The organism is Mesorhizobium kamtschaticum (genome assembly GCF_056174585.1).
Genome location: NZ_CM149691.1, coordinates 1,196,542 through 1,222,239, shown reverse-complemented (window position 1 = coordinate 1,222,239; position 25,698 = coordinate 1,196,542). Strand labels below are relative to the sequence as shown.

Annotated in this window: 24 protein-coding genes; 12 read left to right on the top strand and 12 right to left on the bottom strand. The window is 64.5% G+C overall.

The genetic code is table 11. The features are described 5' to 3' along the window. Positions 1–200: 200 nt before the first annotated feature. Positions 201–1,442 carry a M24 family metallopeptidase gene (locus AC0V7N_RS05865; RefSeq protein WP_475455560.1) on the top strand — a complete coding sequence of 414 codons (1,242 nt, stop codon included), beginning with the start codon at positions 201–203 and terminating at the stop codon, positions 1,440–1,442. A 180-nt stretch (positions 1,443–1,622) separates the two neighbouring features. On the opposite strand, the gene AC0V7N_RS05860 is transcribed toward AC0V7N_RS05865, so the two are convergent. The 8 genes from AC0V7N_RS05860 to AC0V7N_RS05825 all read right to left on the bottom strand — a co-directional run bounded on the left by AC0V7N_RS05860 (position 1,623) and on the right by AC0V7N_RS05825 (position 9,628). Further along, positions 1,623–2,555, bottom strand: coding sequence for an IS110 family RNA-guided transposase (locus tag AC0V7N_RS05860; protein WP_475455038.1), 933 nt, complete (start codon positions 2,553–2,555; stop codon positions 1,623–1,625). A 234-nt stretch (positions 2,556–2,789) separates the two neighbouring features. Continuing rightward, on the bottom strand, positions 2,790–4,163 hold the full coding sequence (locus AC0V7N_RS05855) for an amidase family protein (RefSeq protein WP_496627754.1): 1,374 nt from the start codon (positions 4,161–4,163) through the stop codon (positions 2,790–2,792). A gap of 240 nt (positions 4,164–4,403) precedes the next feature. After that, positions 4,404–5,348, bottom strand: coding sequence for an IS110 family RNA-guided transposase (locus AC0V7N_RS05850; RefSeq protein ID WP_475450385.1), 945 nt, complete (start codon positions 5,346–5,348; stop codon positions 4,404–4,406). 208 nt (positions 5,349–5,556) lie between these two features. Continuing rightward, positions 5,557–6,645 (bottom strand): Gfo/Idh/MocA family protein, encoded by a 1,089-nt coding sequence (locus tag AC0V7N_RS05845; RefSeq protein WP_475455556.1) that lies wholly within the window; start codon positions 6,643–6,645, stop codon positions 5,557–5,559. Positions 6,646–6,715: 70 nt separating this feature from the next. Continuing rightward, positions 6,716–6,940, bottom strand: coding sequence for a hypothetical protein (locus AC0V7N_RS05840; protein ID WP_475455554.1), 225 nt, complete (start codon positions 6,938–6,940; stop codon positions 6,716–6,718). Further along, positions 6,877–7,878: an ABC transporter substrate-binding protein gene (locus AC0V7N_RS05835; RefSeq protein WP_475455552.1), complete on the bottom strand. Its 1,002-nt coding sequence runs from the start codon at positions 7,876–7,878 to the stop codon at positions 6,877–6,879. Before AC0V7N_RS05835 ends, AC0V7N_RS05840 begins: the two co-directional genes overlap by 64 nt. A gap of 71 nt (positions 7,879–7,949) precedes the next feature. After that, positions 7,950–8,804, bottom strand: a complete 855-nt coding sequence (locus tag AC0V7N_RS05830) for an ABC transporter permease (RefSeq protein ID WP_475455550.1) — start codon at positions 8,802–8,804, stop codon at positions 7,950–7,952. Next, positions 8,801–9,628 carry an ABC transporter ATP-binding protein gene (locus tag AC0V7N_RS05825; RefSeq protein ID WP_475455548.1) on the bottom strand — a complete coding sequence of 276 codons (828 nt, stop codon included), beginning with the start codon at positions 9,626–9,628 and terminating at the stop codon, positions 8,801–8,803. Before AC0V7N_RS05825 ends, AC0V7N_RS05830 begins: the two co-directional genes overlap by 4 nt. Positions 9,629–9,939: 311 nt before the next feature. On the opposite strand from AC0V7N_RS05825, the gene AC0V7N_RS05820 reads away from it, so the two are divergent. Continuing rightward, positions 9,940–10,881 carry a MurR/RpiR family transcriptional regulator gene (locus AC0V7N_RS05820; protein WP_475455546.1) on the top strand — a complete coding sequence of 314 codons (942 nt, stop codon included), beginning with the start codon at positions 9,940–9,942 and terminating at the stop codon, positions 10,879–10,881. 198 nt (positions 10,882–11,079) lie between these two features. Beyond that, entirely contained in the window at positions 11,080–12,870 is a 1,791-nt protein-coding gene (locus tag AC0V7N_RS05815; protein WP_475455544.1) for an NAD(P)-binding domain-containing protein, read from the top strand. Positions 12,871–13,021: 151 nt separating this feature from the next. On the opposite strand, the gene AC0V7N_RS05810 is transcribed toward AC0V7N_RS05815, so the two are convergent. Both AC0V7N_RS05810 and AC0V7N_RS05805 read right to left on the bottom strand, forming a co-directional pair. After that, positions 13,022–14,254, bottom strand: coding sequence for an amidohydrolase/deacetylase family metallohydrolase (locus tag AC0V7N_RS05810; protein WP_475455542.1), 1,233 nt, complete (start codon positions 14,252–14,254; stop codon positions 13,022–13,024). 43 nt (positions 14,255–14,297) lie between these two features. Next, positions 14,298–14,663 (bottom strand): RidA family protein, encoded by a 366-nt coding sequence (locus AC0V7N_RS05805; RefSeq protein ID WP_475455540.1) that lies wholly within the window; start codon positions 14,661–14,663, stop codon positions 14,298–14,300. Positions 14,664–14,876: 213 nt separating this feature from the next. Here AC0V7N_RS05805 and AC0V7N_RS05800 point away from each other — a divergent pair, with 213 nt between their 5' ends. After that, the gene (locus tag AC0V7N_RS05800; RefSeq protein WP_475455538.1) at positions 14,877–15,362 is read left to right on the top strand and encodes a hypothetical protein; all 486 of its coding nucleotides are present in this window, start codon (positions 14,877–14,879) and stop codon (positions 15,360–15,362) included. Here AC0V7N_RS05800 and AC0V7N_RS05795 read toward each other — a convergent pair. Together AC0V7N_RS05795 and AC0V7N_RS05790 are read right to left on the bottom strand one after the other, a co-directional pair. Further along, positions 15,359–16,432 carry a peptidase C39 family protein gene (locus tag AC0V7N_RS05795; protein ID WP_475455536.1) on the bottom strand — a complete coding sequence of 358 codons (1,074 nt, stop codon included), beginning with the start codon at positions 16,430–16,432 and terminating at the stop codon, positions 15,359–15,361. The genes AC0V7N_RS05800 and AC0V7N_RS05795 overlap by 4 nt on opposite strands. Before the next feature lie 76 nt (positions 16,433–16,508). Then, positions 16,509–17,144, bottom strand: a complete 636-nt coding sequence (locus AC0V7N_RS05790; protein WP_475455534.1) for a methyltransferase family protein — start codon at positions 17,142–17,144, stop codon at positions 16,509–16,511. Positions 17,145–17,404: 260 nt separating this feature from the next. Between AC0V7N_RS05790 and AC0V7N_RS05785 the strand changes: the two genes are divergently transcribed. From AC0V7N_RS05785 to AC0V7N_RS05750, 8 genes are all read left to right on the top strand, one after another. Further along, a complete protein-coding gene (locus AC0V7N_RS05785) occupies positions 17,405–17,662 on the top strand; it encodes a hypothetical protein (RefSeq protein ID WP_475455533.1) in 258 nt (85 codons plus the stop codon). A 145-nt stretch (positions 17,663–17,807) separates the two neighbouring features. Next, entirely contained in the window at positions 17,808–18,602 is a 795-nt protein-coding gene (locus tag AC0V7N_RS05780; RefSeq protein WP_475455531.1) for a COG4705 family protein, read from the top strand. A gap of 104 nt (positions 18,603–18,706) precedes the next feature. Next, the gene (locus AC0V7N_RS05775; protein WP_475455529.1) at positions 18,707–19,390 is read left to right on the top strand and encodes a winged helix-turn-helix domain-containing protein; all 684 of its coding nucleotides are present in this window, start codon (positions 18,707–18,709) and stop codon (positions 19,388–19,390) included. Continuing rightward, the gene (locus tag AC0V7N_RS05770) at positions 19,387–20,766 is read left to right on the top strand and encodes a sensor histidine kinase (RefSeq protein WP_475455527.1); all 1,380 of its coding nucleotides are present in this window, start codon (positions 19,387–19,389) and stop codon (positions 20,764–20,766) included. Before AC0V7N_RS05775 ends, AC0V7N_RS05770 begins: the two co-directional genes overlap by 4 nt. Positions 20,767–20,898: 132 nt before the next feature. After that, on the top strand, positions 20,899–21,504 hold the full coding sequence (locus tag AC0V7N_RS05765) for a hypothetical protein (protein WP_475455525.1): 606 nt from the start codon (positions 20,899–20,901) through the stop codon (positions 21,502–21,504). A gap of 1 nt (position 21,505) precedes the next feature. After that, a complete protein-coding gene (locus AC0V7N_RS05760) occupies positions 21,506–22,168 on the top strand; it encodes an ABC transporter ATP-binding protein (protein ID WP_475455523.1) in 663 nt (220 codons plus the stop codon). Then, positions 22,161–22,844 (top strand): ABC transporter ATP-binding protein, encoded by a 684-nt coding sequence (locus AC0V7N_RS05755; RefSeq protein ID WP_475455521.1) that lies wholly within the window; start codon positions 22,161–22,163, stop codon positions 22,842–22,844. The genes AC0V7N_RS05760 and AC0V7N_RS05755 overlap by 8 nt, the downstream gene beginning before the upstream one ends. Further along, positions 22,841–25,495 carry an ABC transporter permease gene (locus tag AC0V7N_RS05750; RefSeq protein ID WP_475455519.1) on the top strand — a complete coding sequence of 885 codons (2,655 nt, stop codon included), beginning with the start codon at positions 22,841–22,843 and terminating at the stop codon, positions 25,493–25,495. The genes AC0V7N_RS05755 and AC0V7N_RS05750 overlap by 4 nt, the downstream gene beginning before the upstream one ends. The last annotated feature ends 203 nt before the right edge of the window (positions 25,496–25,698 follow it).

Sequence of the window (25,698 nt, the reverse complement as noted above, 5' to 3'; positions counted from 1 at the left end):
CCTCAACGCGTCGCCACGGTTCGGAATTCTGCTCCGCTACACTCCGTGGCATAGATCACGGAATGGATCCTCGGGTCTCCGCGACGGAGCTTCGCTCCTGCTTCGCCCGTGGATGACGACGTTGGGGAGGCATCAAGCAATCCGCTTGATTGTCCGCGCCCGCAATGCTCCGTTGCCGCCTCGGATATCAGGAGAATCCCATGGCAGGCTTTGTCGACCGCCAGCGCGCCGCGCATTTGATGCAACGCGCCGGCATCTCGGCGCTGGTGCTCTCGGCGCCCGAGGCCTTCCATTATGCGACCGGCGCGTGGATCGGCCCGGCCGGCCTGTTCCGGCGCGCCGGTGGCGGCTTCGTCGTCATCCCGGCCCGGCAGGATTTGCCGATCGGCGTCGTCGTCGCCGACTTCAATGCGGCGCAGCTGCGGATCGCCGCGCCCGAAGCGGTCATGCGTTCGCACCCGATCTGGATCGAATCCGCGCCGGTCGATACATCTCAAGGACTTCCCCTGGCCGAGCGCATCGAGGCCGGCCTCGCCTCGCTTGGCCGTGCACCGGATTTCTCGCGGCCCGCGACCTTCGATCTCGCCACTTCGGTGCGCCAGCTGCAGGCCTTGCTGGACGAGTTCGGACTGGCGCATGCAACGCTCGGCATCGACCTCGACTTTATTCCCACTGCCGATTTCGCCGCCATCCAGGCGCTGCTGCCGGATTGCCCGATGGTCGACGGCTCACCGGTCCTGGACAGGCTGCGGGCCATCAAGTCGCAACGCGAGATCGATCTCCTGCAGCAAGGCATTTTTCTCTCGGAAGCCGGGCTGGAGCGGCTGCAGGTGGATGCGATGGCCGGCATGCGCCAGGCCGATCTCGTCGCGCTCTACCGAAAGGGCGTCGCCGACGCGGCGGCCGGCCTGTCGCATCCGGTCGTGACGGCGGAATATGTGACGCTGGGCGCCCGGGCCAAGGGCGCCGACACCAGGGCCGTGGCCGGCGATCCCTTGAAATGCGACATGGTCTGCACGGTCGGCGGCTACGCCTCCGACATGTCGCGCAATTTCATCTTCGGGCCGCCTTCCGCCGACCAGACAGAGCTGCACGCCATCGCCGAGCGCGCCTTCGAGGACGGGCTGTCGGTGCTGATCCCCGGAAACACGCTCGCTTATGTGCATCGCGTCACCACCGACAGCCTGGCCCGGCAAGGCCTGCGCTCCTACCGCCGCGGCCATTTCGGCCACAGCGTCGGCCAGTCGGTGTTTTCAGAACAATGGCCGTTCATTGCCGCCGACAGCGAAGTCGTGATCGAGGCCGGCATGGTGCTGGCTTTCGAAATCCCGCTCTACATAGACGGCCTCGCCAGCTTCAATCTCGAGGACCAGTTCCTGATCACGGCGGATCGGCCTGTTGTGATGAACCGGCTGCCGAGACGGCTGGAGGCAATTGGGTAGCAGGGGCTTCACTCCAGAGATTGGTCGAGCCTCTCCACCTTCGTCATCCACGGGCGGAGCAGGAGCGGAGCTCCGTCGCGGAGACCCGAGGATCCATGCCGCGACCTCAGCCGTGGAGTGCAGCGGTGCAGAATTCTGCTCCGCTGCGCCCTTGGCAAAGTCGCGGCATGGCAACTGTGTTTATGCGAATGCTTTTTTATCACGGATGATGGCGTTGAGGACGACGAGGAGCTTCCTTGCGACAGCGATGATGGCCAGTTTCTTTGAGCCTGAGCGGGCTGCGATGGCGCTATAGAAATCTCTGAAGCGCTCACAGGCTCGGATGGCGCCCAGCGCTGCCATGTAGAGGGCACGGCGCACGCGCGACCGGCCGCCCTGGATCTGGCTCCTGCGGTTGAGCTTGCCGCTCTTGTTGTCGAAGGGGGCAAGGCCGGCGAGTGCCGCGATCGACTTGGGTGAACGCAGGCCGAGCTCGGGCAGGTGCGCCAGCAGTGAGAACGCGGTGATCCTGGAGACACCGGGCACGGAGACCATCAGCGCATTGTCGCGGGCCGTATCCTCGGATTGACGAATGACCTCGGCGATCTGGCTCTCGAGCGCCTTGATGCGCGTGTTGAAGGTTGCGATCAGCTCTTCGAGCTCGGTGATGACGGTCTCGTCAAAGGCCTCACTGAGTTGCTTCTTCAACTTTGCCCTGATCTCGACCAGTTGGTCTCGGAGGCGGGCAAGCGATTGAAGGTGTTCACCTTCTTCGCGCGGCGCCGGCTCGGCCTCAGGGTGATAGCGACGGCCATAGCCGCTCAGCATCCTGGCATCGAGACGATCGGTCTTGGCGCGCCGTCTCGTCGACTTCGCATAGTGGTGAGTGTGCGCCGGATTGTGTCGCGAGAACGCAACGCCTGCCTTGGCCAGCGCATGGCGCAGCAGCCGGTCATGAACGCCTGTCGCCTCCATGACCACAAAATCTCGGTCGGGATAAAGGCCTGCCACATAGGCAGCGATCGCATCGGCCTGGTTGTCGATGCGCTGGGAATGCCCGCTTGTCTCATCAAAAAAATCGAGCCACTGCTTGGAGATATCGCAGCCGACGTAGTTCTGCATTATCATGTCCATGCCTCTTCCTGTGGTGCGGGGTCTGCTGCTAACAGCCCCGTGCAACTGTTCAGGTTGATGGTTCACCGGTGGGAAGGGACCGAGCCATGCCACGGCCTGTCCTCAAAAGGACGACCAGGATCCTCTCGGTCTCCTTCCCACTTCAGACATAGCATGGCACCGACACACAGGATCCTCGGGTCTGCGCTGCGTCGCTGCGCTCCTTGCTCCGCCCCAGGATGACGACGGGAGAGGTTAACCACTCACCACCGGCCTCTTATCCCTCCAAGGCATCTCCTGCTCCAGCTGCACCGATGCCGCCAGCACCGTCGCCTCGTCGCCATAACGGCCGACCAGTTGCACGCCGATCGGCACACCGCCTTTCGACCATCCCAACGGCAGCGAGATCGCCAGTTGTCCCGAAATATTAAAGGGGAAGGCAAACACCGAACCCTCCCATTTGGCGTTGTAGCGGTCGAGATCGGTCTCCGACATGTCGTAATAGCCGAACGGGCGCGGCAACTGCGTCAGCGTCGGCGTGACGAAGAGGTCGTAGGCATTGAGATCGCCGACAATGTCGCGGCCGATCTGCCTGAGCTGCTCGACATCGGCGATGTGCCTGACGCCGCTGGTCGCGCGGCCACGCTGGATGATCGCCCAGGTCACCGCTTCGACATCGCCTGGGGTCACCGGCCGGCCGATCACCGTTTCCAGATAATCGAACGTCGCCGCCGTCTGCACGCAGGTCATGTTGGTGTAGGTCGCCCAGACGGCATTGGCGTCGACAGGCATGTCGTGCTCCTCGACATGGTGTCCCAGCCGCTCGAGTGCCGCTACCGTTGCCAGCACCGACGCCTTGACCTCCGGGTCGATGGCGGTGCCGTTCGGCGGCCTGACGGTGAGGCCGATGCGCAGCTTCTTCGGCGCCCACGTCGACAGGCTGAGCCAGGAGCTGTCGGGCACCGGCGGCGTGTAGGGGTCGCCCGGCAGTGCGCCGGCCACGGCATCGAGATAGGCCGCGGTGTCGCGCACCGTGCGCGAGCAGCAGAGGAAATAGGCGCCGCCATACCAATAGTAGCCGAACGGCGCGAGGCTGACGCGGCCGCGCGACGGTTTCAGGCCCACAATGCCGCAGCAGGAGGCCGGAATGCGGATCGAGCCGGCGCCATCGCTCGCCTCGGCGATCGGCACCATCCGTGAGGCAATGGCCGCGGCCGCACCGCCGCTTGAACCGCCAGGGGTGATGCCTTCCTTCCACGGATTCTTCGTCACGCCATAAAGTTTCGGCTCGGTCGTGATCGACCAACCATTTTCGGGCGCGTTCGACTTGCCGACCAGCACCAGCCCCGCCGCCTTCATGCGGCGCACGACTTCGGTGTCGAAATCGGCGACGACGTCTTTCAGGTAGAAAGACGAATTGGTGTTGGGCGCACCGGTCCAGGACGAGGCCAGCTCCTTGAGCAGGAACGGCACGCCGGCGAAGGACGCCGATTTGTCGACCGTCTCGGCCTGCGCACGCGCCATGTCGTAGAGGCGGTGGATCACCGCGTTGAGCGCCGGATTGAGCCGCTCGACCAGCGTGATCGCCGCCTCGACCAGCTCCGCCGGCGAAACCTGGCCGCTGCGCACCAGACCGGCGAGGTCGAGCGCATCGGAGTCCGCGTAGGTTTTCAGCAGACTGTCGGTGAACGGCGGCCATGTACTTACTCCCTTTATATCGGATCTGAGTGACTCACCCTCACCCAGCCTCCGCTTCGCTCGGCTGACCTCTCCCCCGGGGAGAGGAGACTGTCACCGCCTTCGCCAGCCTCTTCTCCCCTGTGGGAGAAGGTGGCCTCGCGAAGCGAGGTCGGATGAGCAACTGTGTTTTCAGGCTTTGTCTGGATACCAGGGTTGGTTGTGTCGAAGCATGGCGCTGAGGATGGTCATAATCTTTCGGGCGACGGCGACGATGGCGACCTTTGGTTGCTTACCGTTTGCAATAAGACGCTGGTGGAAGGCTCTGAGTACGGGATTTGAGCGGCTGGCGGTGAGCGCTGCCATGTAGACCACCCTGCGCAGAGCATGCCGGCCGCCCCAGATGACGCGGCGACCTTTGAAGGTGCCGGTGTCGAAGTCGTAGGGCGCCAGACCGGTAAGCGCTGCAATCTCGCGTCGCGAGGCCTGCCCGATCTCCGGCGCCAGCGCCAGTATGGTATGGCTGAGGACTGGACCGGCCCCGTGGAAGGACTGGATCAGGCGATCCTTGGCCGCGAGCGCCGGCTGGCTGGCGACGAGTTCGGCCATACGCTTGGCGAGCAGTGCGATATCGAGTTCGATACGACGCAGCCGCTGGGTGAAGATGCGCTTCACCATCGGCTCACGTAGCTGCTCGAGTTGATTGGCGAGGCTGACCTTATCGTCGCTAAGCTGCCTGCGGGCCACGACCAGATCGGCCAGTTGCTCTGCAATTGGGTCGCAACGCACCGGCCGGGTCGGCAGTTCGGCGGTGTAGCGCGCAATCAGCAAGGCATCGATGCGATCATTCTTGGCCAATCGGCCAAGGGCGCGGGCATAGTGGCGCAATTTGTGCGGATTGACGTTCCTGGCCGGCAGGTCCGCGCTGCGCAGTGCCTTGGCCACGCCGCGCTCATAACCGCCGCTCGGCTCCATGCCGATGGCGCGCACGGTGCGGCTGCGGAGCCACTTGATCAGCTTGGCCCATCCGTCCTTGTCGTTGTCGAAACGCGCTTGTTCCTGCGTTTGAAATACCGCCACGTCGAGCCAGCCTTTGGCAACATCGATGCCGATGTCCTGAACCGTTTGCGCTACCATCTCCTCGGTCCCTTCCTTGTGTGCGGGGGCTTGCCCCTTGCAACTGTTCGGGTTCACAAAAGAAGGCGGTCGGGCCCCAGCTCATCCACGGTTTAGGCCACCTGAGGGGCGACGGGCTCTCGACCACCGCCACGGATCAGGCAAGCACCTGGTCCGTGGCACCCTCAACAATGCACGATTCCAAACACACAAGGGGGCTGGCGCGACTTCAGGCCAGCTCGACCGTCCGGCCGAGCTCAATGCTCTGTTCGGCGGCGAGCACGATGCGCAGGCTGTTGACCGCGGCGTCCATCTGCTCGGTCAGATCGAGATCCTCGCGGATGGCGCGCAGGAAGAAGGCCTGCTCGCGGTCGCACAGCTCCTGATGGCCGGGCTCGTCCTCCATGCTAACGATCTCGTCAGGCTTGGAAAAATTCTTGTCGCCGTCGACCGCGGCGTAGTGGATCTTCAGCGCATCGGTCTTGGTATGGCGGTCGATGTCGGCGGAGTTCGAGACTTCGGCATCCAAGGCTGTGCTTGCCGCCTGGCCGGCGACGATCGACACCGCGCCCTTGGGGCCGACCACGTCTTTCACGAAATAGGCCGTTTCGCTCATCATCGGCCCCCAGCCGGCCTCGTACCAGCCGACCGAGCCGTCATCGAAGGTGACATGCAGGTGGCCGTAATTCTGCTTGTCGGCCTCCGCCCAGAGCTTGGCGCCGATGCCATGCACCCGCACCGGCTTCGCGCCGGTCAGCTGGCACATGACGTCGACATAGTGCACGCCGCAATCGACGATCGGGATCAGCGAATCGATCAGGTTCTTGTGCCAGTGCCAGGCGCTGCCGCTGCTCTGCTGGTTGAGGTTGAGCCGCATCACCAGCGGCTTGCCGAGCGTCTTGCCAACCTCGATGAACTTGATCCACGAGGGGTGCACGCGCAGGATATAGCCGAGCACCAGCTTGCGGTTCTTGGCCCGCGCCGCGGCCACGACCTTTTCGGCATCCTCGATGTTGGTGGCGAGCGGCTTCTCCATGAACACATGGCAATTGGCCGCGATCGCCTTCAGCGCGTATTCGGCGTGCGTGTTCGGCCAGCTGTTGATCGAGACGGCGTCCGGCTTCGTCTCCTTCAGCGCCAGGTCGAAATCCTCATGGAGCGGATAGCCGGCTAATTCCGCCGGGATCTTGGTGTTGCTCTTGATCGAGCGGCTCATAATGCCGACGATCTCAAAACCCTCGGAGCGGTGATAGGCGCTGGCGTGCGACGCGCCCATATTGCCGAGACCCACCACCAGCACTTTTACCTTGTCGGCCACCGCCACCTCCCACGCTTTCTTCAATGGATTGCGGGCGGCAACCCTGTCGCCGCCCGGTTCTGTTGCCGGCTTACTTGACCGCCGAATCGAACAGATGCGCCTTGATCTTCTCGACATCGAGCGCGGCAAAGCCTTCCGACAGTTTTGCGCCGTCGGCATCGGCCTTGACCTTGGCCTTGTCGAAGTCGTTGGCCGCCGGGATGAGGTCGTTGGTGCAGACATCCTCGGCCTTCACCGGATTGGTGATCTGGCCGATCTTGTGGATCTCGTCGAAGAAGCCCTGCCAGCTCGCCATGTCGTGCGAGCCCCAGCCGCCGCGCTTGTCCATGTCGCCACGGAAGACGTTGATCTGCTGCAGGATCGAGGTGGTGCCGAGTTCCGGCCGAGATTCTTGGCCAGCGTCGGGAACTGCCCGAACACCGCTTCGACGGCCGCGCGCGGATTCTGGTAGCCGAATTCGAGGCCCATCGCCCAGCCGCGCAGATATTTTTCCAAAAACGCCTTCTTGTCGGGATCTTCCAGATCGGCGGCACGCACGACAAAGGTGTTGGCGGGCAGCTTCGAATTCTTCACGCCGAGCCAGTATTCGAAGTCGAGGCCCTTGGCGATCCATTCGGCGCGCAGGCCCTCCCACGACAGGGCCGCGTCGCCCTGGCCGCCGGCGAGTGCCGTGCCCCAGGTCGGCCAGCCGGCCTCGACATACTTCACCTTCTTGATGTCGACGCCTTGCGCGGCGAGCAGCGGATCAGTGATCGACTGCCAGGCGGCGGAGCCGAGCAGGATGGTCTTGCCCTCAAGCTTCTTCAGATCGTTCGATCCCTCGCCCTTGCGGAAGGCGATGCTGAACGTGTCGCGGGCGCCCATGTGGAACACCGACTTCAGCTTCATGCCGTTCTGGATGGCGAAGGAGAACACGCCGGGTGAGGGAAAGCCCATATCGGCCTGGCCGACATCGACGAACTTCACCGTCGCCGTGCCATCGGACGGTCCCGGCTGCATGTCGGTGTCGAGCCCGTCGAAATGACCGGCCTTCTTGGCCGCCCAGTAGGGATAGTCATCGAGCACTTCGAGCGTGCCGCGCGGCGAGATCCAGGTGAATTTGCCATAAGCCTCGGCCCTCGCCTTGAGGCCGGTGGCGCCGAGCGCCGTTGCCGTCACCAGGCCGGCGCCGGTCACTTGCAGGAAGTAGCGGCGGGAGATCCCCGCCCGTTGGACGAAATTGTCGTTGGTCATCGCTTTCCCCTTTTTGTTTGACGTCAGTCCACCGCCCGCCTCCCGGGCATCCTTGCTTCAAATCCTTGTCCTCAAGCCTCCCAGCTCGCCCATTTCTTGCCGATGAGGAAGAACAGCACGTAGATGAGGATGCCGAGCGTCGACAGGATCAGCACCACGGCGAAGAACTGCGGCATCTGGATCATCGACGAATAGGTGGTCAGCCGGTTGCCGAGGCCGAAGCCGCCGCCGACCATCTCGGCGCCGACGGCGGTGAGCAGGCCGAAAATGGCGCCGATCATCAGCCCGACCAGGATCATCGGCAGCGCCATCGGCGCGCGGATCTTCCAGAAGATCTGCAAGGTGCTGGCGCCATAGGACCGCGCCAGCGCGATCTTGGCGCTGTCGACGCGGCGAAAGCCGGTGGCGGCGTTGATCATCACCATCGGCCCGGCGGCCAGCGCTACCGCGATGATGCGCGGCGTGTAGCCGAAGCCGAAACGCAGGATCAAAAGGGGCACCAGCGCCAGCATCGGCGTGGTGACCAGAAGCAGAATGTAGGGCGCGACGATCTTTTCCGCGAAGGGGAACTGGGTGATGACGGCGGCCAGCACCAGGCCGACGACGGCGCCGATGGCAAAGCCCGACACCAGCTCGACCAGCGTGTAGCCGAGATGCGGCGCGATCAGCGGAAACTCGTCGAACAGCGCATAGGCGATCGAGCTTGGCGGCGGCATGATGTAGAGCGGCACATGGAACAGCCGCAAGGCCAGTTCGATGCCGCCGATGATGACCACGGCAACGGCGATGATCGCCGCCACCTCCTTGCCCGACTTGATGCCCGGACCGCTGGCGAAGGCCGACAGGTTGGTCAGGCTGACATCCTTGCCGTCGCCGGACTTGGCAGCCGATTTGGATTTGGAGAATTCGGGGATGGCGTCGCTCACGGCCTGATCCTCACGATCTCGGCGCTGGTGCGCTCCGGCGCCACCGGTCTGGTACGCTCGCCGACAATGTCCATCTTGATCCGGTTGGTGAGGTCGAAGACCTCCTTGGTCGCCATGATCTCCAGCGAGCGCGGCCGTGGAAACGGCACGCGATATTCCTTGGCGACGCGCCCCGGCCGCGCACTCAGCACCACCACCCGGTCCGAGAGAAAAATCGCTTCCTCGATGCTGTGGGTGATGAAGACGATGGTGGTCTTGGTGTCGAGCCAGATCTCCTCGACCAGCCGGTTCATCTCCTCGCGGGTAAAGCTGTCGAGAGCCCCGAACGGCTCGTCCATCAGCAGCACCGATGGTTTTAGCGCCAGCGCCCGCACGATCGCCGCGCGCTGCTGCATGCCGCCCGAAAGCTCGCGCGGGAATTTTCCACCAAAGCCATCGAGCCCCACCCGATTGAGCAGATGCGCGATCCAGGCACGATCCGGCTTCTCGCCCTTGATCTCGAAGGGAAAGCGGATGTTGGCGTCGAGATTGCGCCAGGGCAGGAGGTTCGCTTCCTGGAAGACGATGCCGATATCGGGGTGCGGGCCAGTGATCTTGGTGCCGTCGAGCCGGATCTCGCCGCTGGTCAGGCTGTGCAGGCCCGACATCGACCACAGAAGCGTGGTCTTGCCACAGCCGGACGGGCCGACGATGGAGACGATTTCATTGGCTCTGACATCGAGACTGCAGCGGTCCAGCGCCAGCAGGTCGCCTGACGCCGTGTGATAGATCTTGGTCGCTGCCTGCACGCCAAGCTTCGGCGTTGTTATCTCGCCCGCGTTCATCCGCCCCTCGGAGATTGCGTGATGATCCAGTAGGTCATCAGACTGCCAGAAATCAGTCTGTAACTATCCTACTTTGCTGTCAAGCGCTCGCGGTGGTACCCTTATCATCAAAATCCCAGGTTAGAAGTATCGCCTTGTTTTCATGATGTTTTCTCTGCCTTGAAATGCGTGTTGCTTTCCTACATACTCTGGCAAAGAGACGTGAGCATACCCTTGCGGCACGCTGCGGTTGCAGCGTGGCCGGGTGCATGGAACGACAGCGTGCAAACATGATAAGAGGTCAGGTCAAAAGGGCAGGGAAGACCGACTTCATGACCGAAGCTGACAGCCAAACAGGCAGCGCCTTAAGCAGCGATCCGGAGGGGCGCGACATCAGGCGCATCCCCGACATCATCTCGCTGGTCAAGGATTCCTACGCGGAATTGCGCCCGGCGGAGCGCCGCGTTGCCGATGTCGTGCTCGACGATGTCAAATACGCCGTCGACGCCTCCAATGCGGCGATTGCCGAACGCGCCGGGGTCAGCGAGCCGACGGTGACCCGGTTCTGCCGCGCCATCGGCTGCGAGGGCGTGCGCGATTTCAAGCTGAAACTGGCGCAGAGCCTCGTCGTCGGAGCGCTCTACCTGGCCAAGTCGCCAGCCATCAGCAACGACAATGGCATGCCGTTCTGGAACGCCGTTTTCGGCGAAGCACGCCGGGCCTTGCAGGAGGCCGAACGGCAGCTCGATCCGGGTGAGCTGCAGAAGGCGGCCGAACTGATCGCCAAGGCGCGCCAGGTCACGGTCTTCGGCCTTGGCGGCAGTTCCTCCGCGCTGGCGCAGGAAACCCAGTACCGGCTGTTTCGCTATGGCATCACCGTCAGCGCCCAGTGCGACCCCTATCTGATGCGCATGACTGCCTCGACGCTGAAGCCCGGCGACCTGGTGATCGCCATTTCGGCGACCGGGCGCACGCGCGAAGTGATCGAGGCCGTCGAACTCGCCAAACACTACCGCGCCAACGCCATCGCAGTGACCGCGCCCGACACCGATCTCGCCCGCGCCTGTGACGTCAGGCTGACCGTGGCGGTGCCGGAATATCCCGACACGCTGAAGCCGACGGCCTCGCGCTATGCCTTCCTGGCGGCGATCGACCTGCTGGCGGTCGCTTCCGCCTACAAGCTCGACGGCTCGGCACGCGAGACCGTGCGCCGCATCAAATACAACGCCCAGATCCACCGCACCGGCAAGGAGATGGAGCCGCTCGGGGATTAGTTGATATTTTTTTCCTTCTCCCCCTGTGGGAGAAGGTGGATCGGCGCGCAGCGCCGAGACGGTTGAGGGGTGGGTGACGGAGTGCCGTCGCTGCCAAGCTGGACCACCCCTCATCCGACCTCGCTTCGCGAGGCCACCTTCTCCCACAAGGGGAGAAGGAAGGACCGCGCGACGCCAACCTGAAGAAAGAGGGAAAGAATGCTCGATATGGCACCATCGAAACAGGCAGCCGCATGGCTTGGGTCATTCGCGCGCGCGCTAGAAGCCGGCGACATGGAAGCTGCGACCAACCTCTTCGTCGACGATTGCTACTGGCGCGATCTTCTGACCTTCACCTGGAACGTCACGACGATGGAAGGCCGCGAGGCCATCGCCGCCATGCTCAACACAACGCTCCCCACGACCAAGCCAACGGCTTGGCAGCTCACCGGCGAAGCGACCGCGGACGAAGGCACGATCGAAGCCTGGTTCACATTCGAGACCGCGGTGGCCTCCGGCCAAGGCATCATGCGTCTGCGCGACGGCCGCTGCCGCACTCTGTTCACGGCGATGACCGACCTCAAGGGGTTCGAGGAGCGTAAGGGCGCGGAACGGCCGCTCGGCGTGCGCCACAAGGCCGACCCCGAGCGCGAGACCTGGTCGGAAGCGCGGGCGCGCGAAACGCGCGAACTCGGCGCCTCGGAGCAACCCTATTGCCTGGTCATCGGCGGCGGCCAGGGCGGCATCATGCTGGGCGCGCGGCTCAGGCAACTCGGCGTGCCGACCATCGTCATCGAAAAGAACGCGAGGCCGGGCGATTCCTGGCGCAATCGCTACCGCACGCTCGTGCTGCACGACCCGGTCTGGTACGACCATCTGCCCTACATTCCGTTTCCGGAAAACTGGCCTGTCTTCACGCCCAAGGACAAGATGGGCGACTGGCTGGAAATGTACACGCGCGTCATGGAGCTCAATTACTGGGTCGCCACCAAGTGCCTCAGCGCTTCCTATGACGAAGCCGAGAAAGAGTGGACCGTGGTGATCGACCGCGTTGGCCGGCACATCACGCTGAAGCCGAAGCACATCGTCTTCGCCACCGGTGCCTATGGCCCGCCGCGAAAGATCGACCTGGCCGGCGCCGGTGCGTTCAAGGGCGAGCTGCTGCATTCCAGTCAGTATGCCAGCGGCGACAAATTCCGTGGCAGACGCGTCGCAGTCATCGGCGCGGCGAGCTCCGGCCATGACGTCTGTGTCGACCTCTGGGAAAGCGGCGCCGAAATCACCATGATCCAGCGCTCGCCGACGACCGTGGTCAAGTCGGACACGCTGATGGAGGTCGGCTTCGAGATCTTCTCGGAAAGCGCCCTGGCGCGCGGCATCACCACCGAAAAGGCCGACATGATCGTCGCGTCGACGCCCTTCGCCCTGGTGCCCAAGGGTCAACGCGCGCTTTACGACGTCATCCGGGCCCGCGACGCCGCCTTCTACGAACGGCTCAGCGCCTCTGGCTTCGCCATCGATTTCGGCGACGACGAGACCGGCCTGCTGATGAAGGCCTACCGCACCGGTTCCGGCTATTACATCGATGTCGGCGCCTCGGACCTGATCATCGACGGCAAGATCGGCATCCGCAGCGGCGTCGCCATCAAGTCGCTGACGCCGAACGGCATCCTGTTCGAGGACGGCACCGAGCTCGAAGCCGACGCCATCATCGCCTGCACCGGCTACCAGTCTATGAACGAGAATGTCGCGGCACTCGTCTCGCGCGAGGTCGCCGACAAGGTCGGTCCCTGCTGGGGTCTCGGCTCCGGCGTCAAGGGCGACCCCGGCCCCTGGCAAGGCGAGCTGCGCAACATGTGGAAACCGACGGCGCAGGAAGCGCTGTGGTTCCATGGCGGCAACCTGGCGCTGTCGCGGTTTTATTCGAAATACGTGGCGCTGCAGATCAAGGCACGGATGGAAGGTATCGAGACGCCGGTTTATGGGAAGCCGAGCAATTCGGGGCGGTAGATCTCCCCCTCGAGGGGGAGATGTCGCCAAAGGCGACAGAGGGGGTCGGTGCGACTGAGTGCTAACCTTCATCGGCCGCAAGGAGGTCCCATCCGGTCGGACCGACCCCCTCTGGCCTGCCGGCCATCTCCCCCACGAGGGGGGAGATCAGCTAATCGTGCCGATGTCCGAAATGCCGAGCCGCCACCTCGACATGTGTATGCGCCGCCTGCGCCTCGAAGCGCTCCGTCTCGTCGTGGTCGGGCGCCTCGTTCGGCCACCAGGTGCCGCCGATGACAATGCCCTCCGACACCAGCCGCTGATCAGCAACCAGCGAAGCGCCCACCGCGTCGACGAAGGTGAAACGGCCTGACCGCTGCCGGAGCACCGCGACATCGCCGACCGTGCCGACCGCCAGCGTGCCGAGGTCAGGCCTGGCGATCGCCTGCGCCGGCGCTTGCGTCGCGGCGCGCAAGACCTCGACCAGCGGCATGCCGAGCGCCATCAGCTTCGACATGCAGACCAGAATGTCGAAGGCAGGCCCGTCGACGCAGTAGAGATGCACGTCGCTCGAGATCACGTCGGGTGCCAGCCCTTCGGCGAGCATGGCGCGGGCGACTTCGAAATCGAACGACCCCATGCCATGGCCGAGATCGAAGATGACGCCGCGTTCGCGCGCCAACCGCATGTCGGGCCGCACCGCGCCGGAGGCAAAGACCGGCGCGTTGGGAAACGGCCGGAAGCAATGGGTGAGGATATCGCCCTTGCGCAGGCGCGGCAGCACTTCGGAGCGGCCGGGCGGCGGCTCGTCAATATGCGCCATCAGCGGCAGGCCGGCTTTGTCGGCGGCTTCCAGCGCCAGATCGACCGGCGCGATGCCGCTGGTGCCGCCGGCATGCTTGCCGGAGCGGACTTTCACGCCGACGACGACATCGGCGTGTTCGCGCACTGCTGCGACCACCTCGCGCGGCTCGCAGAGCCGGAGATCGCTGCACTCGCCGACCGACACCGTCTGCGAGAAGCCGAAAATGCCGGCAAAGGAAATGTTGACATAGGCCAGGATGCGCACCTTCGAGCGCTCCATGACATGGCGGCGGAAGCCGAGGAAATTGCCGGCTCCCGCACTGCCCGCATCGATGAAGGTGGTGGTGCCGCTCTTGGCCGCCAGCCGGTCGGCATCGACGCCGAGCGAGGTGCCACCCCAATAGACGTGGCTGTGCAGATCGACGAGGCCGGGCGCGACGATGCAGCCCGTCGCGTCGACAATTTTGGCGGCGCGATCCGCCGGAATATCGGCGTCGATCGCGGCAATCCGGCCATTGGCGATGGCGACATCGCGCGGCGCATCAAGCCCGGACGCCGGATCGATCAGCCGTCCACCCTTCAGCAGGAGGTCGAATTGCATTTTTGGGGAACCTCCGGTTCGTGCTTTGCCTTCTCAGAGACTCTCAGACCGGCCTGTACGCGACGGCCTCGACCTCGATCTTGATGTCGATCATCAGCCGCGATTCGACCGTGGTGCGAGCCGGCGGGTTCTTCGGAAAGTGCCTGGCATAGACGGCGTTGAAGCCGCCGAAATCGCGTGCGTCCTCCAGCCACACCGTGGTCTTCACCACATCGTCCAGGGTGCAGCCGGCGAGCGCCAGTGCCGCCTTCACATTGGCAAGCACCTGCTCGGTCTGTTCCGTGATGCCGCCCTTGACCACGATGCCGTCGCTGCCGACCGGAACCTGGCCAGAGACATAGACGAAGTCGCCGGCCCGCACGGCGGGCGACAGCGGCACATGGGATGTTCCAAAAGTCTGCTTGGGCAAGGCATGCCTCCTCTGATCACACGGGCAGGGCACCAGGCCCGCTTCGGCGCAGATTTACCGCGATCGGGGCGGTCCCGATAGGGCTCTTGTTGGAAAGCAACATTCTTCGAAATCCGTGTTGCTTTATTACAAGAGCGCTTGCATCGTGCGCGCCTGCCGAACGGCTTCCAGGCCGCGACGGACATATCCTATGCGAGAGCGGAGAAACTGAGAATGACCTTCGACAAGAACCCGTTTCCTTCCGGTGACGCCGACCGTCACGCGCTTTGGGAGATGCTGGTGCGCCGCGACATCGACGCCTTCATCGGCCAGGACTGGTCGATGGTCGAGAACGATTTCGTCGCCGAAAGCTTCTTCGGCATGCATGCGCATTTTCTCGCCAACGCCGATGCCTGGCGGCTGCAGTTCCCACGGCTGGAGATCTATCGCGACGAGTGGCTGCGCCAGGCCAGGGAGACGGCCGCGACCAAATTCGCCGAGCCGCTGCGCGAGGCGATTTTTCGCGTCACCAATCTGCGCGACATCGATGTCGACGGCGACCGCGCCGTGCTGCACAAGAAGTTCGACGGCTCCATCGCCAAGGCGGATGGCAGCGTCGACCGGCTGAAATGGCAGACGCTGTATTTCTGCGGGAAGGTCGAAGGCAGCTGGAAGATCGCCGGCTTCGTCGGCTACATGCCGTATCCGCTGGGAGCCTAGCCCGTCCGCGACGCGCCCGGCCCGACCAGCACCGCCGCCCTGTAGGCCGGATTGCCGTACCAGGCCATCCGGTCGAGCTCCGCTACCATCACCGGCAGGTCGACAACGTCCATCTTCTGTTCGAAACGGTCGGGCTCGATCCAGGGGTCGTTGAGGAAATAGACCCCGCCGCCATGGCCATGGACGAGCACCCAGTGCGGGCAGGTGTAGCCCATCATCGGCGCCTGATCGATCAGCACCAGCGCCGAGAAGCCGCGATCGAGCGCCTGGCCAAGCTCTTCGACGGCGAAGGCGCGGGGCTCGAGCGGCACTGGCGCGGCTTCGATCCGGCGCTTGAAACCGGCCTGCACGAAACTCATCAGGCCGCGCCTTTCCTCCGAAGCGGCGCGGTCGAGGAAGATCGGTTCCGCGCTGCTCATGAACACTTCGGCCCGCAGCCCGCGCCGGTGTGCCGCCAGCGCCAGGCCGTAGGGATCGCAGCCACCCGGCCCGCTCGGGCCGATGATGGTGGTGGCTTCGCGCCAGAGTTCGATCTCCAGCGCCCGGTCCGGCCGCAAGGCCGGGTCGATCCCGGCCATCGCCATGGCCAGCGCCGACGGCCCGCAGGTGAAGCCCGCCGTCTGCGGCCAGGACGGCGGTAGCCGCTCCTGCCGGCGGGTCGGCTCGATGCCGATCCAGCGTTGCAGAAAACCGTCGCGGCGCTCCCACTGGCCGCCGATGCGCGGCACCGTATCCTCGCCGGCGCGCAGGCAGAGCACGTCTTGCGCAAGCGCCTCCTTCTCCAGTGCCTCGAGCAGGCGCGGGCCGTCAGTCGCGATGAAGCTGGCGGCCGACCAGAACAAGGCGATGCGCAGCATCGCGGCCGCCGGCCGGCGCTGACCGATCAAGATCGCCTCGGCGCCGCCGTCGCGGTATTGCGCCACGCCGGTGACGCCGGCGTTTTTTTGCAAGGCGGCCAGGCGATCGCCAACTTCGGCCGGCACCGCCGCCATCAGGTCCGCCCAGGCGGATGCATTTTCGCCTGTGAAGACGGTCACACTGGCCCTGCCGGTCAGCAGCGAAGCTGGCATGGGGTCATCTCCGTTCAAACCAATACCGGCCGGGCTTCCGGCAACGTCATGATTTAACGGCAGCAGGCCTAAATGATCAGTAGAGCGTGACGAAGGCCGGGAACAGCATGCCGGTTTCGCGGAAATATTCGACCAGCTCGATGGCCGGGAAAATGGCGAGGAAATAGAGCCCGTCGAAGAAGGTGCGCTTCAGCGCCCGCGTCGAGAACTGCAGCTCATCATTGTCGCGGTAGAGCAGCGGGTTCGGCCAGAACCGTGGCGTTCTCTTGATGTAGGCAAGATAGGCCGGGCCGAACTTGCTCAGCAGATATTCGGCTTCCTTGCGCGCCGTGACGCGGAAGATGAAGAAGCTGGCGAGGCCGAGCGCCAAGGCGGCGAAAGCCGAGCCGTAGAGCAGGCCGATACCGACCGCGCCGACCGTCGAAAAGAAATAGAGCGGGTTCTGGCTCATCGAGAACGGCCCCGTCGAAACCAGCTCCTCGTTCTTCTTGCCGCCGACATAGAGGATGCTCCAGAGCCGGCCGGCGACGCAGGCAAGCACCAGGCAGAAGCCGAAGAATTCGAGCGTTTCGTGACCGTTCGAGCCCTCGGCGAGCGCCGGCTTGGTGAGGAACAAGAGCAACACCGCCAGCACCGCCGCCACCCGCACGAAGATCAGCCGCTTGCGCTGCACGAAGGCCTCTGAAACCGGCTTGAGCGAAGCGTAGGTCATTCGTGTTTCCATGGGGCTTGCGGGTTTCGGCACTGGGGCACGCCATTGATGGCGGATACAAGGCGGCCGCTTTCTATCAGCGCAACGCGCGGCGTTCGTAAAGGCCTTTTGCGCCAACCACGGCCATCCTTACGAATTTGTATGCCTCGGGACAGGCTGCAGTGAAGTCGCTTCCTTATCGTTCAGATGCCGGCCCGCGAATTAGGGGGCGGCTTCAATTACGGCAGCCGGGCCACCGGCATCAGATAGGGAATGGTTTCATGAGAAGATTTTCACTTGCCGTCGCAGTGGGCACCCTCGCTATCTCGGCCGCGATTTCCACCGCTTACGCGGCCCCCGCGCCTTGTGAGGAAAGTTTGAAGGCCCTTCGTGCCGCTGAAGCGGCAGCCAAGCTCAACGACGCCGACAAGAACAAGGTCTCGGAACTGGAGACCAAGGGCATCGAGCGCTGCAACGCGGATGACGACAAGCGCGCCGACGACTTCTTCGCCCAGGCCATGAAAGTCATGGGCAAGTAAATCCATGCCATCCAAAGCACCCTCGGGCCTCATCCGAGGGTGTTCAGCGATTGAGACATGACATGCATGAAATAGGGGCGGATCGCACGAATCCCTCGCGATGCGCTTTCATCCCACCGCAACCATCAACCTCAGGACTTCAGCCATGCTCCCGACCAACAAGCAGTCTGCCGGACCGAGCCAGAACAGGGTTCCGGATGTCACCGTCGATTTCTGGCTGATCAAGCTGATGGCGGTCACCATGGGCGAGACGGCGGCCGACTATCTCGCCGTCAACCTCGGGCTCGGGCTGACCGTCACCTCGCTGATCATGACCGGCGTGCTGATCCTCGCCCTTGTCCTGCAGTTCGCGCAGAAGCGCTATGTGCCCTGGGCCTACTGGCTGGCGGTGGTGCTGATCAGCGTCGTCGGCACGCTGATCACCGACAATCTCGTCGACACTTTCGGCGTGCGCCTGCAGACCACGACGATCGCCTTCTCGGTAGCGCTCGCGGCGACATTCGCGGTCTGGTACGCCAGCGAAAGAACCCTGTCGATCCACACCATCTTCACGACGAGGCGCGAGATCTTCTACTGGCTGGCGATCCTGTTCACCTTCTCGCTCGGCACCGCCGCCGGCGATCTCGTCGCGGAGAGCTTCGACATGGGATATCTGACGTCAGGCCTCATGTTCGGCGGTGTCATCGCGCTCATCGCGCTCGCCTATTATCTCGTCAATCTGGACGCCATCCTGGCCTTCTGGCTCGCCTATATCCTGACGCGCCCGCTTGGCGCCTCCTTCGGTGATCTTCTGTCGCAGCCGGTCGAATATGGCGGCCTCGGTTTCGGCACCACCTTCACCAGCCTGATCTTCCTCGGCTGCATCGCTGCGCTGGTTCTCTACATGACGCTGAAGAGAACCGCCGACGATGCCGACGAGATCCTGCTGGAGTCGGACTGATCCCTGGCAAGCGCAGCTGAGCTTGTCAGCCATGTGACCATCCTAGGAACGGACCCGTACCGGTGATAGCCTGTCCCCGATATCGGCAATCAACCGGAACAGCGATGCGACTTCTTCTTGTCGAGGACGACCAAAGGACAGCGGACTATATCGTCAAGGGGCTGACCGAGGCCGGCCATGTCTGCGATCTCCTGCGCAACGGTCATGACGCGCTTTTCGCCGCCACCCGGGACAATTACGACGTGATCATCGCCGACCGGATGCTGCCGGGTCTCGACGGCCTGTCGATGGTCAAGGCGATCCGCGCGGCGGGCGTGCGCACACCGGCGATCTTCCTCACCTCGGTCGGCGGCGTCGACGATCGCGTCGAGGGACTGGAGGCCGGCGGCGACGACTATCTGGTCAAGCCGTTCGCCTTTTCCGAACTGCTTGCCCGCATCCATGCGCTCGGTCGGCGGCCGGCGGCGCAGGAGCAGAAGACGGTTCTGCGGGTCGGCGACCTCGAAATGGACCTCATCATGCGGCGCGTCACCCGCCAGGGCCAGCCGATCGACCTGCAGCCGCGCGAATTCAGCCTGCTCGAGGTGCTGATGCGTGGCGAGGGCCGCGTCATCACCCGCACCATGCTTCTGGAGCGGGTTTGGGATTTCCATTTCGACCCCAAGACCAGCGTCGTCGAGACCCATATCAGCCGGCTGCGGGCCAAGATCGACAAGCCTTTCGAAACCCAGCTCATCCACACCGTCCGCAACACCGGCTACAGCCTGCACGCACCGCTCGCACCATGACCGGAACCTGGTCTCGCCTGCTGCGCAGCACGCCGTTCCGGCTCGCGCTGACATTCGGCTTCCTGTTCATGCTGGCCTTCGTCCTGTCGGGCGCCATCGTCTACCAGATGATGAGCGCCGATCTCGCCGAGCGGCTCGACGAGAACATCAAGGAGACCTATTCGGTCGTGGCTGCGACCTACACCCAGAGCGATATGGAGGACCTGGTCGCCACGATCGAAAGCCACGCAAAGCTCAGCTCCAAGAAGGAACAGCTGTTTTCGCTGACCGACGCGGCTGGAAACCGTCTGGCCGGCAACTTCACCGCGACGGGGCTTCCCGACGGATTCTCGGTGTTCGACACGGTGTTGCCCGGCGTGCCGCCGGATACCGAATACCGCGCCTATTCCGGCGCGATCGGCGGCAACAATCTGACGGTTGCTTTCAGCCTTTCCGAGACGGAAGAGCTGGAAACGGTGGCGATGATGAGCTTCGGGTGGGCAACCCTGATCATCACCGGGCTGGCGGTCGCCGGTGGAGCCCTGCTCGCTGCACGCGTCCAGAGCCGTCTCGACGGCATTGCCGCCACCATGGTCGATGTCTCGCATGGCCGACTCGATACCCGCATTCCGCTGACCGGCACTGGCGACGACATCGACATCGTCTCCAGCCAGATCAATGCGGCGCTCGACCGCCTGGCGGGCCTGGTCGACGGCATGAAACAGGTCAGCGCCAACATCGCGCATGATCTGAAGACACCGCTCAACCGGCTGCAGATGATCCTGGAGGGCGCCGCCGACAGGGCCGCGCGGGAACAGGACGTCTCCGATGATCTCGCCGATGCGCGCGCGGAGGGCCATCAGATCAACGAGACCTTCGATGCGCTGTTGCGGATCGCCCAGATCGAGGCCGGAGCCCGCAAGGCGCGCTTCACCGATCTCGATCTGGGCGAGGTGCTGGAAATCATAGCCGAGATCTACACCGACGTTGCCGAGGATGACGGAAAGTCGTTGGCGTCGACGCAACTGCGTGAAACGGCAGACCCGATTCATGGCGATCGGGAATTGTTGACGCAGATGTTCGCCAATCTGGTCGAGAATGCGCTGCGCCATTGCCCGCCCGGCACGACCATCAAACTGTCGGTGACGCGCCAGGGCGAGCGTGTCCTTGCCACGGTCGCCGACAACGGCCCCGGCATTGCCGCCGACGAGCGCGAAAAAGTGTTTCAGCGGCTCTACCGGCTGGACCATAGCCGCTCGACGCCGGGCAACGGCCTTGGCCTCAGCCTGGTGCGGGCGATTGCCGATTTGCATGGCGCATCCATCGCCCTTGACGATTGTCAGCCTGGCCTTGCCGTGGTGGTGAGCTTTCCGCTGGTGAGATCGGCGGCGTCATAGGGCCGAGAGCTGGCGCCGGAAAACTTACCGAAGCGCCAATAGCTTACAAAAGGGTATGAGGCTGGCGACGCGCCCGTAAGCTTGCAGCGGCATACTGAATGGACCTCACCCTCCATCGAAAGGTCGCGGACCATGAAAACCCACTTTCGCAAAACCATCGGCGTCGTGCCAATTCTCGCCTTCGCGGCATGTCTCGGCACGACAATCGTGCTGGTCCCGATGTTGGGCAGCCTGCCGGCTTTGGCCGCCGAGAAGCCAGTTCAACCGGAAAAGAACCCACCGGGCGACATTCCCGATTCGCAGGTCTTCATCGACTATACCTCGCCGCAAGGGTTCGCGCTGAAGGTGCCGGAGGGCTGGGCACGGTCGGACCGTGCCGACGGCGCCAGCTTCGTCGACAAGCTGGACGGCGTCGTGGTCTCGGTTTCCAAGGCGGACGCCGCGCCCACCGTCGACAGCACCAAGGCGGACTATGTCCCTAAGCTCGAGGCATCCGGTCGCGCTGTCCAGGTAAGCGCCGTCAAGCAGGTCAAGCTGCCGGCCGGCACCGCGATCCGCATCGTCTACACCTCGAACTCCGAGCCGAACGCGGTAACCAACCGGCAGGTTCGCCTCGAAAACGAACGCTACCTCTATTTCAAGGACGGCAAGCTCGTCGCGCTCGAACTCTATGCGCCCAAGGGCGCCGACAATGTCGACCAGTGGCAGTTGATGTCCAGCTCGTTCCGGTGGAAATGAGATGCACGCGTTGAACGCGCATGAACTCTATCGCTTTTTCCATATTGGCGACGACGAGACGGCCGCCTTGCGAGGCATCAGTTTCCATGTCGCCGCCGGCGAGATCGTCGCGCTGGTCGGGCCCTCCGGCAGCGGCAAATCCACCTTGCTGGCCTGCGTGACCGGCCTCGATGAGCCGGATGGCGGCTATGTCGAGGTGGGCGGCGTCCGGCTGACCCGGCGTCCGGAGGCGCATCGCACGCGCGTTCGCGCCGCCAGCTTCGGCATTCTGCTGCAGTCGGGAAACCTGTTCGGTCACCTGAGCGTCGAACAGAACCTTCGATTGCAGATGCTGCTGGCGAACAAGCCGGACGACCGGCGAATGGCCAGCCTGCTGGAAAGTGTCGGGCTTTCGCATCGCGCGCGCGCTTTTCCGACCGAGCTGTCCGGCGGCGAGACCGCACGCGCAGGCCTTGCCGTGGCGTTGGCCGCCGACCCGCCGATCCTGATTGCCGACGAGCCGACCGCGGAAGTCGATAGCGAGACCGAATCCCGGCTGATCGCTCATTTCGAGGCGCGGCGCGACGCCGGACTGGCAACGCTGCTGGCCACCCACAGCAAGGCACTGGCGCGGAAGGCCGATCGCATCATCACGCTGAAGGATGGGAGGATCGACCGTGGCTGAAACGCTCGTCGTCGCAAAAGGCCTCGGGCGGGACTTCCGGGACGGCAACGCCGGTCGGATCGACGTGCTGCGCGATGTCGACTGCGAGATCGCGTCGGGCGCGCGCATCGCGCTCGTCGGACCTTCGGGCAGCGGCAAGACGACACTGCTGCATATTCTCGGCGGCCTCGACCGGCCGACGGCCGGTAGCGTCGAATGGCCCGGACTCGGCGCATTCGAAACCCTGAGGCCGCGCCAGATCGGCTTCGTATTCCAGTCGCCCAGCCTGTTTCCCGCCCTCACCGCTGTCCAGAATGTCGGCCTGCCCATGCTGCTGGCCGGCGAGAATGTCGGCGCCAACGACATCGGGGCATCGCTTCTGCAATCGTTCGGTCTCGGCGAACTCGGCGACAAGCTGCCGGAGGAACTGTCCGGCGGCCAGGCCCAGCGTATTGCCATGGCGCGCGCTCTGGCCATGGGTCCGAAACTTGTGCTTGCCGATGAGCCGACCGGCCAGCTGGACAGCCGAACGGCGCTGCGGTTCTTCGACATCGTGCTCGACCGTCTGGACGGCACCGACATCGCCCTGGTCGTTGCCACACATGACGAAGCCGTGGCCAACCGCATGGCGACGCGCTGGACGATGGATCACGGCCGGCTTGTCACCGGCCGCCGGCCAGGGGCGGCCGCGGCATGATGGTCCTGCTGTGGATTCGTGGTGTGCTCGCCCGCCGTTTCCTGCGCGTGGCCGGTGCCGCCGCCGGCATCGCGCTGACGGTCGCTCTGCTCGCGGCGATGGCGCTCTTCCTCGCCAACGCCGGGGCATCGATGACCACCCGCGCCGTGTCGGCGGTTCCAATCGACTGGCAGGTGCAAGTGATTTCCGGTGCCGATCCGGACCTCGTCGGCAAGGCGCTGACGGAAGCTGCTCCGGTCAAGGCCGTGCATCAGGTCCGCTATGCGGATGTCGCCGGTTTCGAGGCCCTGACCGGAGGCACGACCCAGACCACGGGGCCTGGCCAGGCGGTTGCGTTCGACAGCCGCTATTCCAGCGATTTCCCGGCGGAAATCCGCTTGCTTTCCGGCACCCTCGACGGCGCGCTGATTGCCCAGCAGACAGCCGCCAACCTCCATGTCGGTCCCGGCGATGCTGTCTCGATCCAGCGGGTGGGCCTGCCGCCGGCGGAGGTCAGGATTGCCGGCGTGGTCGACCTCCCGGACGCCGACGCCCTGTTCCAGGCTGTCGGCCTGCCGCCCCAGGCCGCGCCGCAGGCGCCGCCCGACAATGTCCTCATCCTGCCGCAGGAGACCTGGCGGCAAGTGTTCGATCCGCAGCAGAAGGCGCGCCCCGACACCACCCGGCTGCAATTGCATGTGCGGCTTGCCCGTGAGGCGCTGCCGCCGGATCCCGTCACAGCCTATACTTTCGTCACCACCGCCCAGCACAATCTCGAGGCGCGGGTTGCCGGTCAGGCCCTAGTGGCCGACAATCTCGGCGCGCGCCTTGGGGCGGTTCGCGAGGATGCGCTCTACGCCTCCGTCCTGTTCCTGTTTCTTGGGCTGCCCGGCGTCGCCCTGGCGGTTGCGCTCACCTTTGCCGTCACCGCGTCCGGCGCGGCGCGCCGGCGCACGGAGCAGGCGCTGCTTCGTGTCCGCGGCGCGACGATGAAGGACATTCTCCTTTTGTCCGCCACGGAAGCCGCCGTCGCCGCCATCGGAGGCACCGCGATCGGCATGGCCGCGGCATCACTGCTTGCCTTCGTCGCCCCGGGCCTCAACGCGGCACTTGGCATTGACGGGCCGACACTGCTTCTTGTCGCCGTGTTCGGGCTGCTGGTCGGGTTCATCGCCTTCCTCTACCCGGCCTGGCGGGACGCGCGCTGGGCGACCGTGACCGCGGCGCGGCGCACCGTGAGCCGGCCACAGGCGCCGCTCTGGCAGCGCCTGTGGCTAGACATACTGCTGCTCGCGGCGGCGGGATTGTTGTTCTGGCAGTCGGCGAGCACCGGATACCAGATCGTGCTGGCGCCCGAAGGCGTCGCGGCGACATCGGTGGACTACAAGGCATTCATCGCGCCGGCTCTGTTCTGGCTCGGCATGGCATTGCTGACGATCAGGTTGTCGGCCGCGGTCATCGCCGGCAATGGCGCGCTCCTGCGCATGATCATTGCCCCGGTATCGGGAGCACTGGCGCCCATCGTATCGGCCGCCCTGTCGCGGCAATCGGGGCGGCTGACGATCGGCATTGCGATGACCGCGCTCGCCATCTCCTTCGCCACGTCGACCGCCATCTTCAACACCACCTACAATGCCCAGGCGCGCATCGACGCCGAGCTGACGAACGGCTCCGATGTCACCGTCTTCGGCACGGCGGACAGACCGGCCGGGGCCCACCTTGCGGCTCTCGCCTCGCTGCCCGACGCTGCGGCGGCCGAGCCGATGCAGCATCGGTTTGCCTATGTCGGCGCGGACCTGCAGGATCTCTATGGCATCGATCCCGGCCGCATCGGGCGCGCAACCAGCCTTTCCGATGCCTATTTCAGCGGCGCCAGCGCGGCTGGCACGCTCGCCCTGCTCGCCGCGACGCCGGACGGTGTCCTGGTGTCGGAAGAGACCGTACAGGATTTCCAGCTCCAGCAGGGCGACACGATCAATTTGCGGCTCATCGATGCCAGGGATCACCAGTATCATCCCGTGGCCTTCAAGTTCATCGGCGTCACCCGCGAATTTCCGACCGCACCGAAGGATTCCTTCCTGGTCGCCAATTCGGCCTATATCGCCCGCATGACCGGCTCCGATGTGTCGGAATACGTGCTCATGCGGGCCAAAGCGGAGCCTGCAGCGCTGGCGCGGCAGGCTGCGTCGGTGATCACTTCCGATCCCTCGCTGAGAGTGGCCGATATCGGCCAGGCGGCACATCTCATCGGTTCGAGCCTGACCGCGGTCGATCTCGGCGGATTGACGACAATCGAGCTGGGCTTCGCGGTCGTCATGGCCGCGGCCGCCGCCGGGCTGATGCTGGCCCTGGGGTTCCTCGAGCGTCGCCGGCCTTTCGCCATTCTCGCCGCGATCGGCGCCAAACCGCGCCAGCTCACGGCCTTCCTGTGGAGCGAAGGTCTGCTGATCCTTGTCGGCGGCATGGTGTTCGGCCTGCTTTCGGGCCTGCTGACGGCATGGATGCTGGTCAAGCTGTTGACCGGCGTTTTCGATCCGCCACCCGAAGCACTGTCGATCCCCTGGTTTTACCTGGCGGTCATGCTCGGCTTCGTGGCCGCTTCGGTGTTTGCCGCCGTTTGGTCCGCCAGGCCATCGGCGGGACAGGCGGCGGAACAGCTGCGCGACTTGTGAGCTGGGCGTCGATTACCTATTTGTAAACTTGCGGCCAGCCCATCGACAACTCCACGGCCTAGGCTCGTTTTGTCTCTCGCTAGGGCAATTCCGGGAAAAGCGCGTAGCGCTTTCCCTGAGGAATTGCGTCAGAACAAAGAGACAGATCCGGCGACCAAACGGCCCGGATACCGGAGCTGCTCCAGGCCAATGGCCAGCGGCTC

Coding starts and splice junctions, on each gene's coding strand:
- AC0V7N_RS05810 (WP_475455542.1), bottom strand. CDS start 14,254: ATGCAATTCGACCTCCTGCTGAAGGGTGGACGGCTGATCGATCCGGCG.
- AC0V7N_RS05825 (WP_475455548.1), bottom strand. CDS start 9,628: ATGAACGCGGGCGAGATAACAACGCCGAAGCTTGGCGTGCAGGCAGCG.
- AC0V7N_RS05865 (WP_475455560.1), top strand. CDS start 201: ATGGCAGGCTTTGTCGACCGCCAGCGCGCCGCGCATTTGATGCAACGC.
- AC0V7N_RS05795 (WP_475455536.1), bottom strand. CDS start 16,432: ATGCCAGCTTCGCTGCTGACCGGCAGGGCCAGTGTGACCGTCTTCACA.
- AC0V7N_RS05850 (WP_475450385.1), bottom strand. CDS start 5,348: ATGGTAGCGCAAACGGTTCAGGACATCGGCATCGATGTTGCCAAAGGC.
- AC0V7N_RS05790 (WP_475455534.1), bottom strand. CDS start 17,144: ATGACCTACGCTTCGCTCAAGCCGGTTTCAGAGGCCTTCGTGCAGCGC.
- AC0V7N_RS05860 (WP_475455038.1), bottom strand. CDS start 2,555: ATGGACATGATAATGCAGAACTACGTCGGCTGCGATATCTCCAAGCAG.
- AC0V7N_RS05835 (WP_475455552.1), bottom strand. CDS start 7,878: ATGACCAACGACAATTTCGTCCAACGGGCGGGGATCTCCCGCCGCTAC.
- AC0V7N_RS05760 (WP_475455523.1), top strand. CDS start 21,506: ATGCACGCGTTGAACGCGCATGAACTCTATCGCTTTTTCCATATTGGC.
- AC0V7N_RS05840 (WP_475455554.1), bottom strand. CDS start 6,940: ATGGCGAGCTGGCAGGGCTTCTTCGACGAGATCCACAAGATCGGCCAG.
- AC0V7N_RS05820 (WP_475455546.1), top strand. CDS start 9,940: ATGACCGAAGCTGACAGCCAAACAGGCAGCGCCTTAAGCAGCGATCCG.
- AC0V7N_RS05815 (WP_475455544.1), top strand. CDS start 11,080: ATGCTCGATATGGCACCATCGAAACAGGCAGCCGCATGGCTTGGGTCA.
- AC0V7N_RS05765 (WP_475455525.1), top strand. CDS start 20,899: ATGAAAACCCACTTTCGCAAAACCATCGGCGTCGTGCCAATTCTCGCC.
- AC0V7N_RS05775 (WP_475455529.1), top strand. CDS start 18,707: ATGCGACTTCTTCTTGTCGAGGACGACCAAAGGACAGCGGACTATATC.
- AC0V7N_RS05800 (WP_475455538.1), top strand. CDS start 14,877: ATGACCTTCGACAAGAACCCGTTTCCTTCCGGTGACGCCGACCGTCAC.
- AC0V7N_RS05785 (WP_475455533.1), top strand. CDS start 17,405: ATGAGAAGATTTTCACTTGCCGTCGCAGTGGGCACCCTCGCTATCTCG.
- AC0V7N_RS05750 (WP_475455519.1), top strand. CDS start 22,841: ATGATGGTCCTGCTGTGGATTCGTGGTGTGCTCGCCCGCCGTTTCCTG.
- AC0V7N_RS05770 (WP_475455527.1), top strand. CDS start 19,387: ATGACCGGAACCTGGTCTCGCCTGCTGCGCAGCACGCCGTTCCGGCTC.
- AC0V7N_RS05780 (WP_475455531.1), top strand. CDS start 17,808: ATGCTCCCGACCAACAAGCAGTCTGCCGGACCGAGCCAGAACAGGGTT.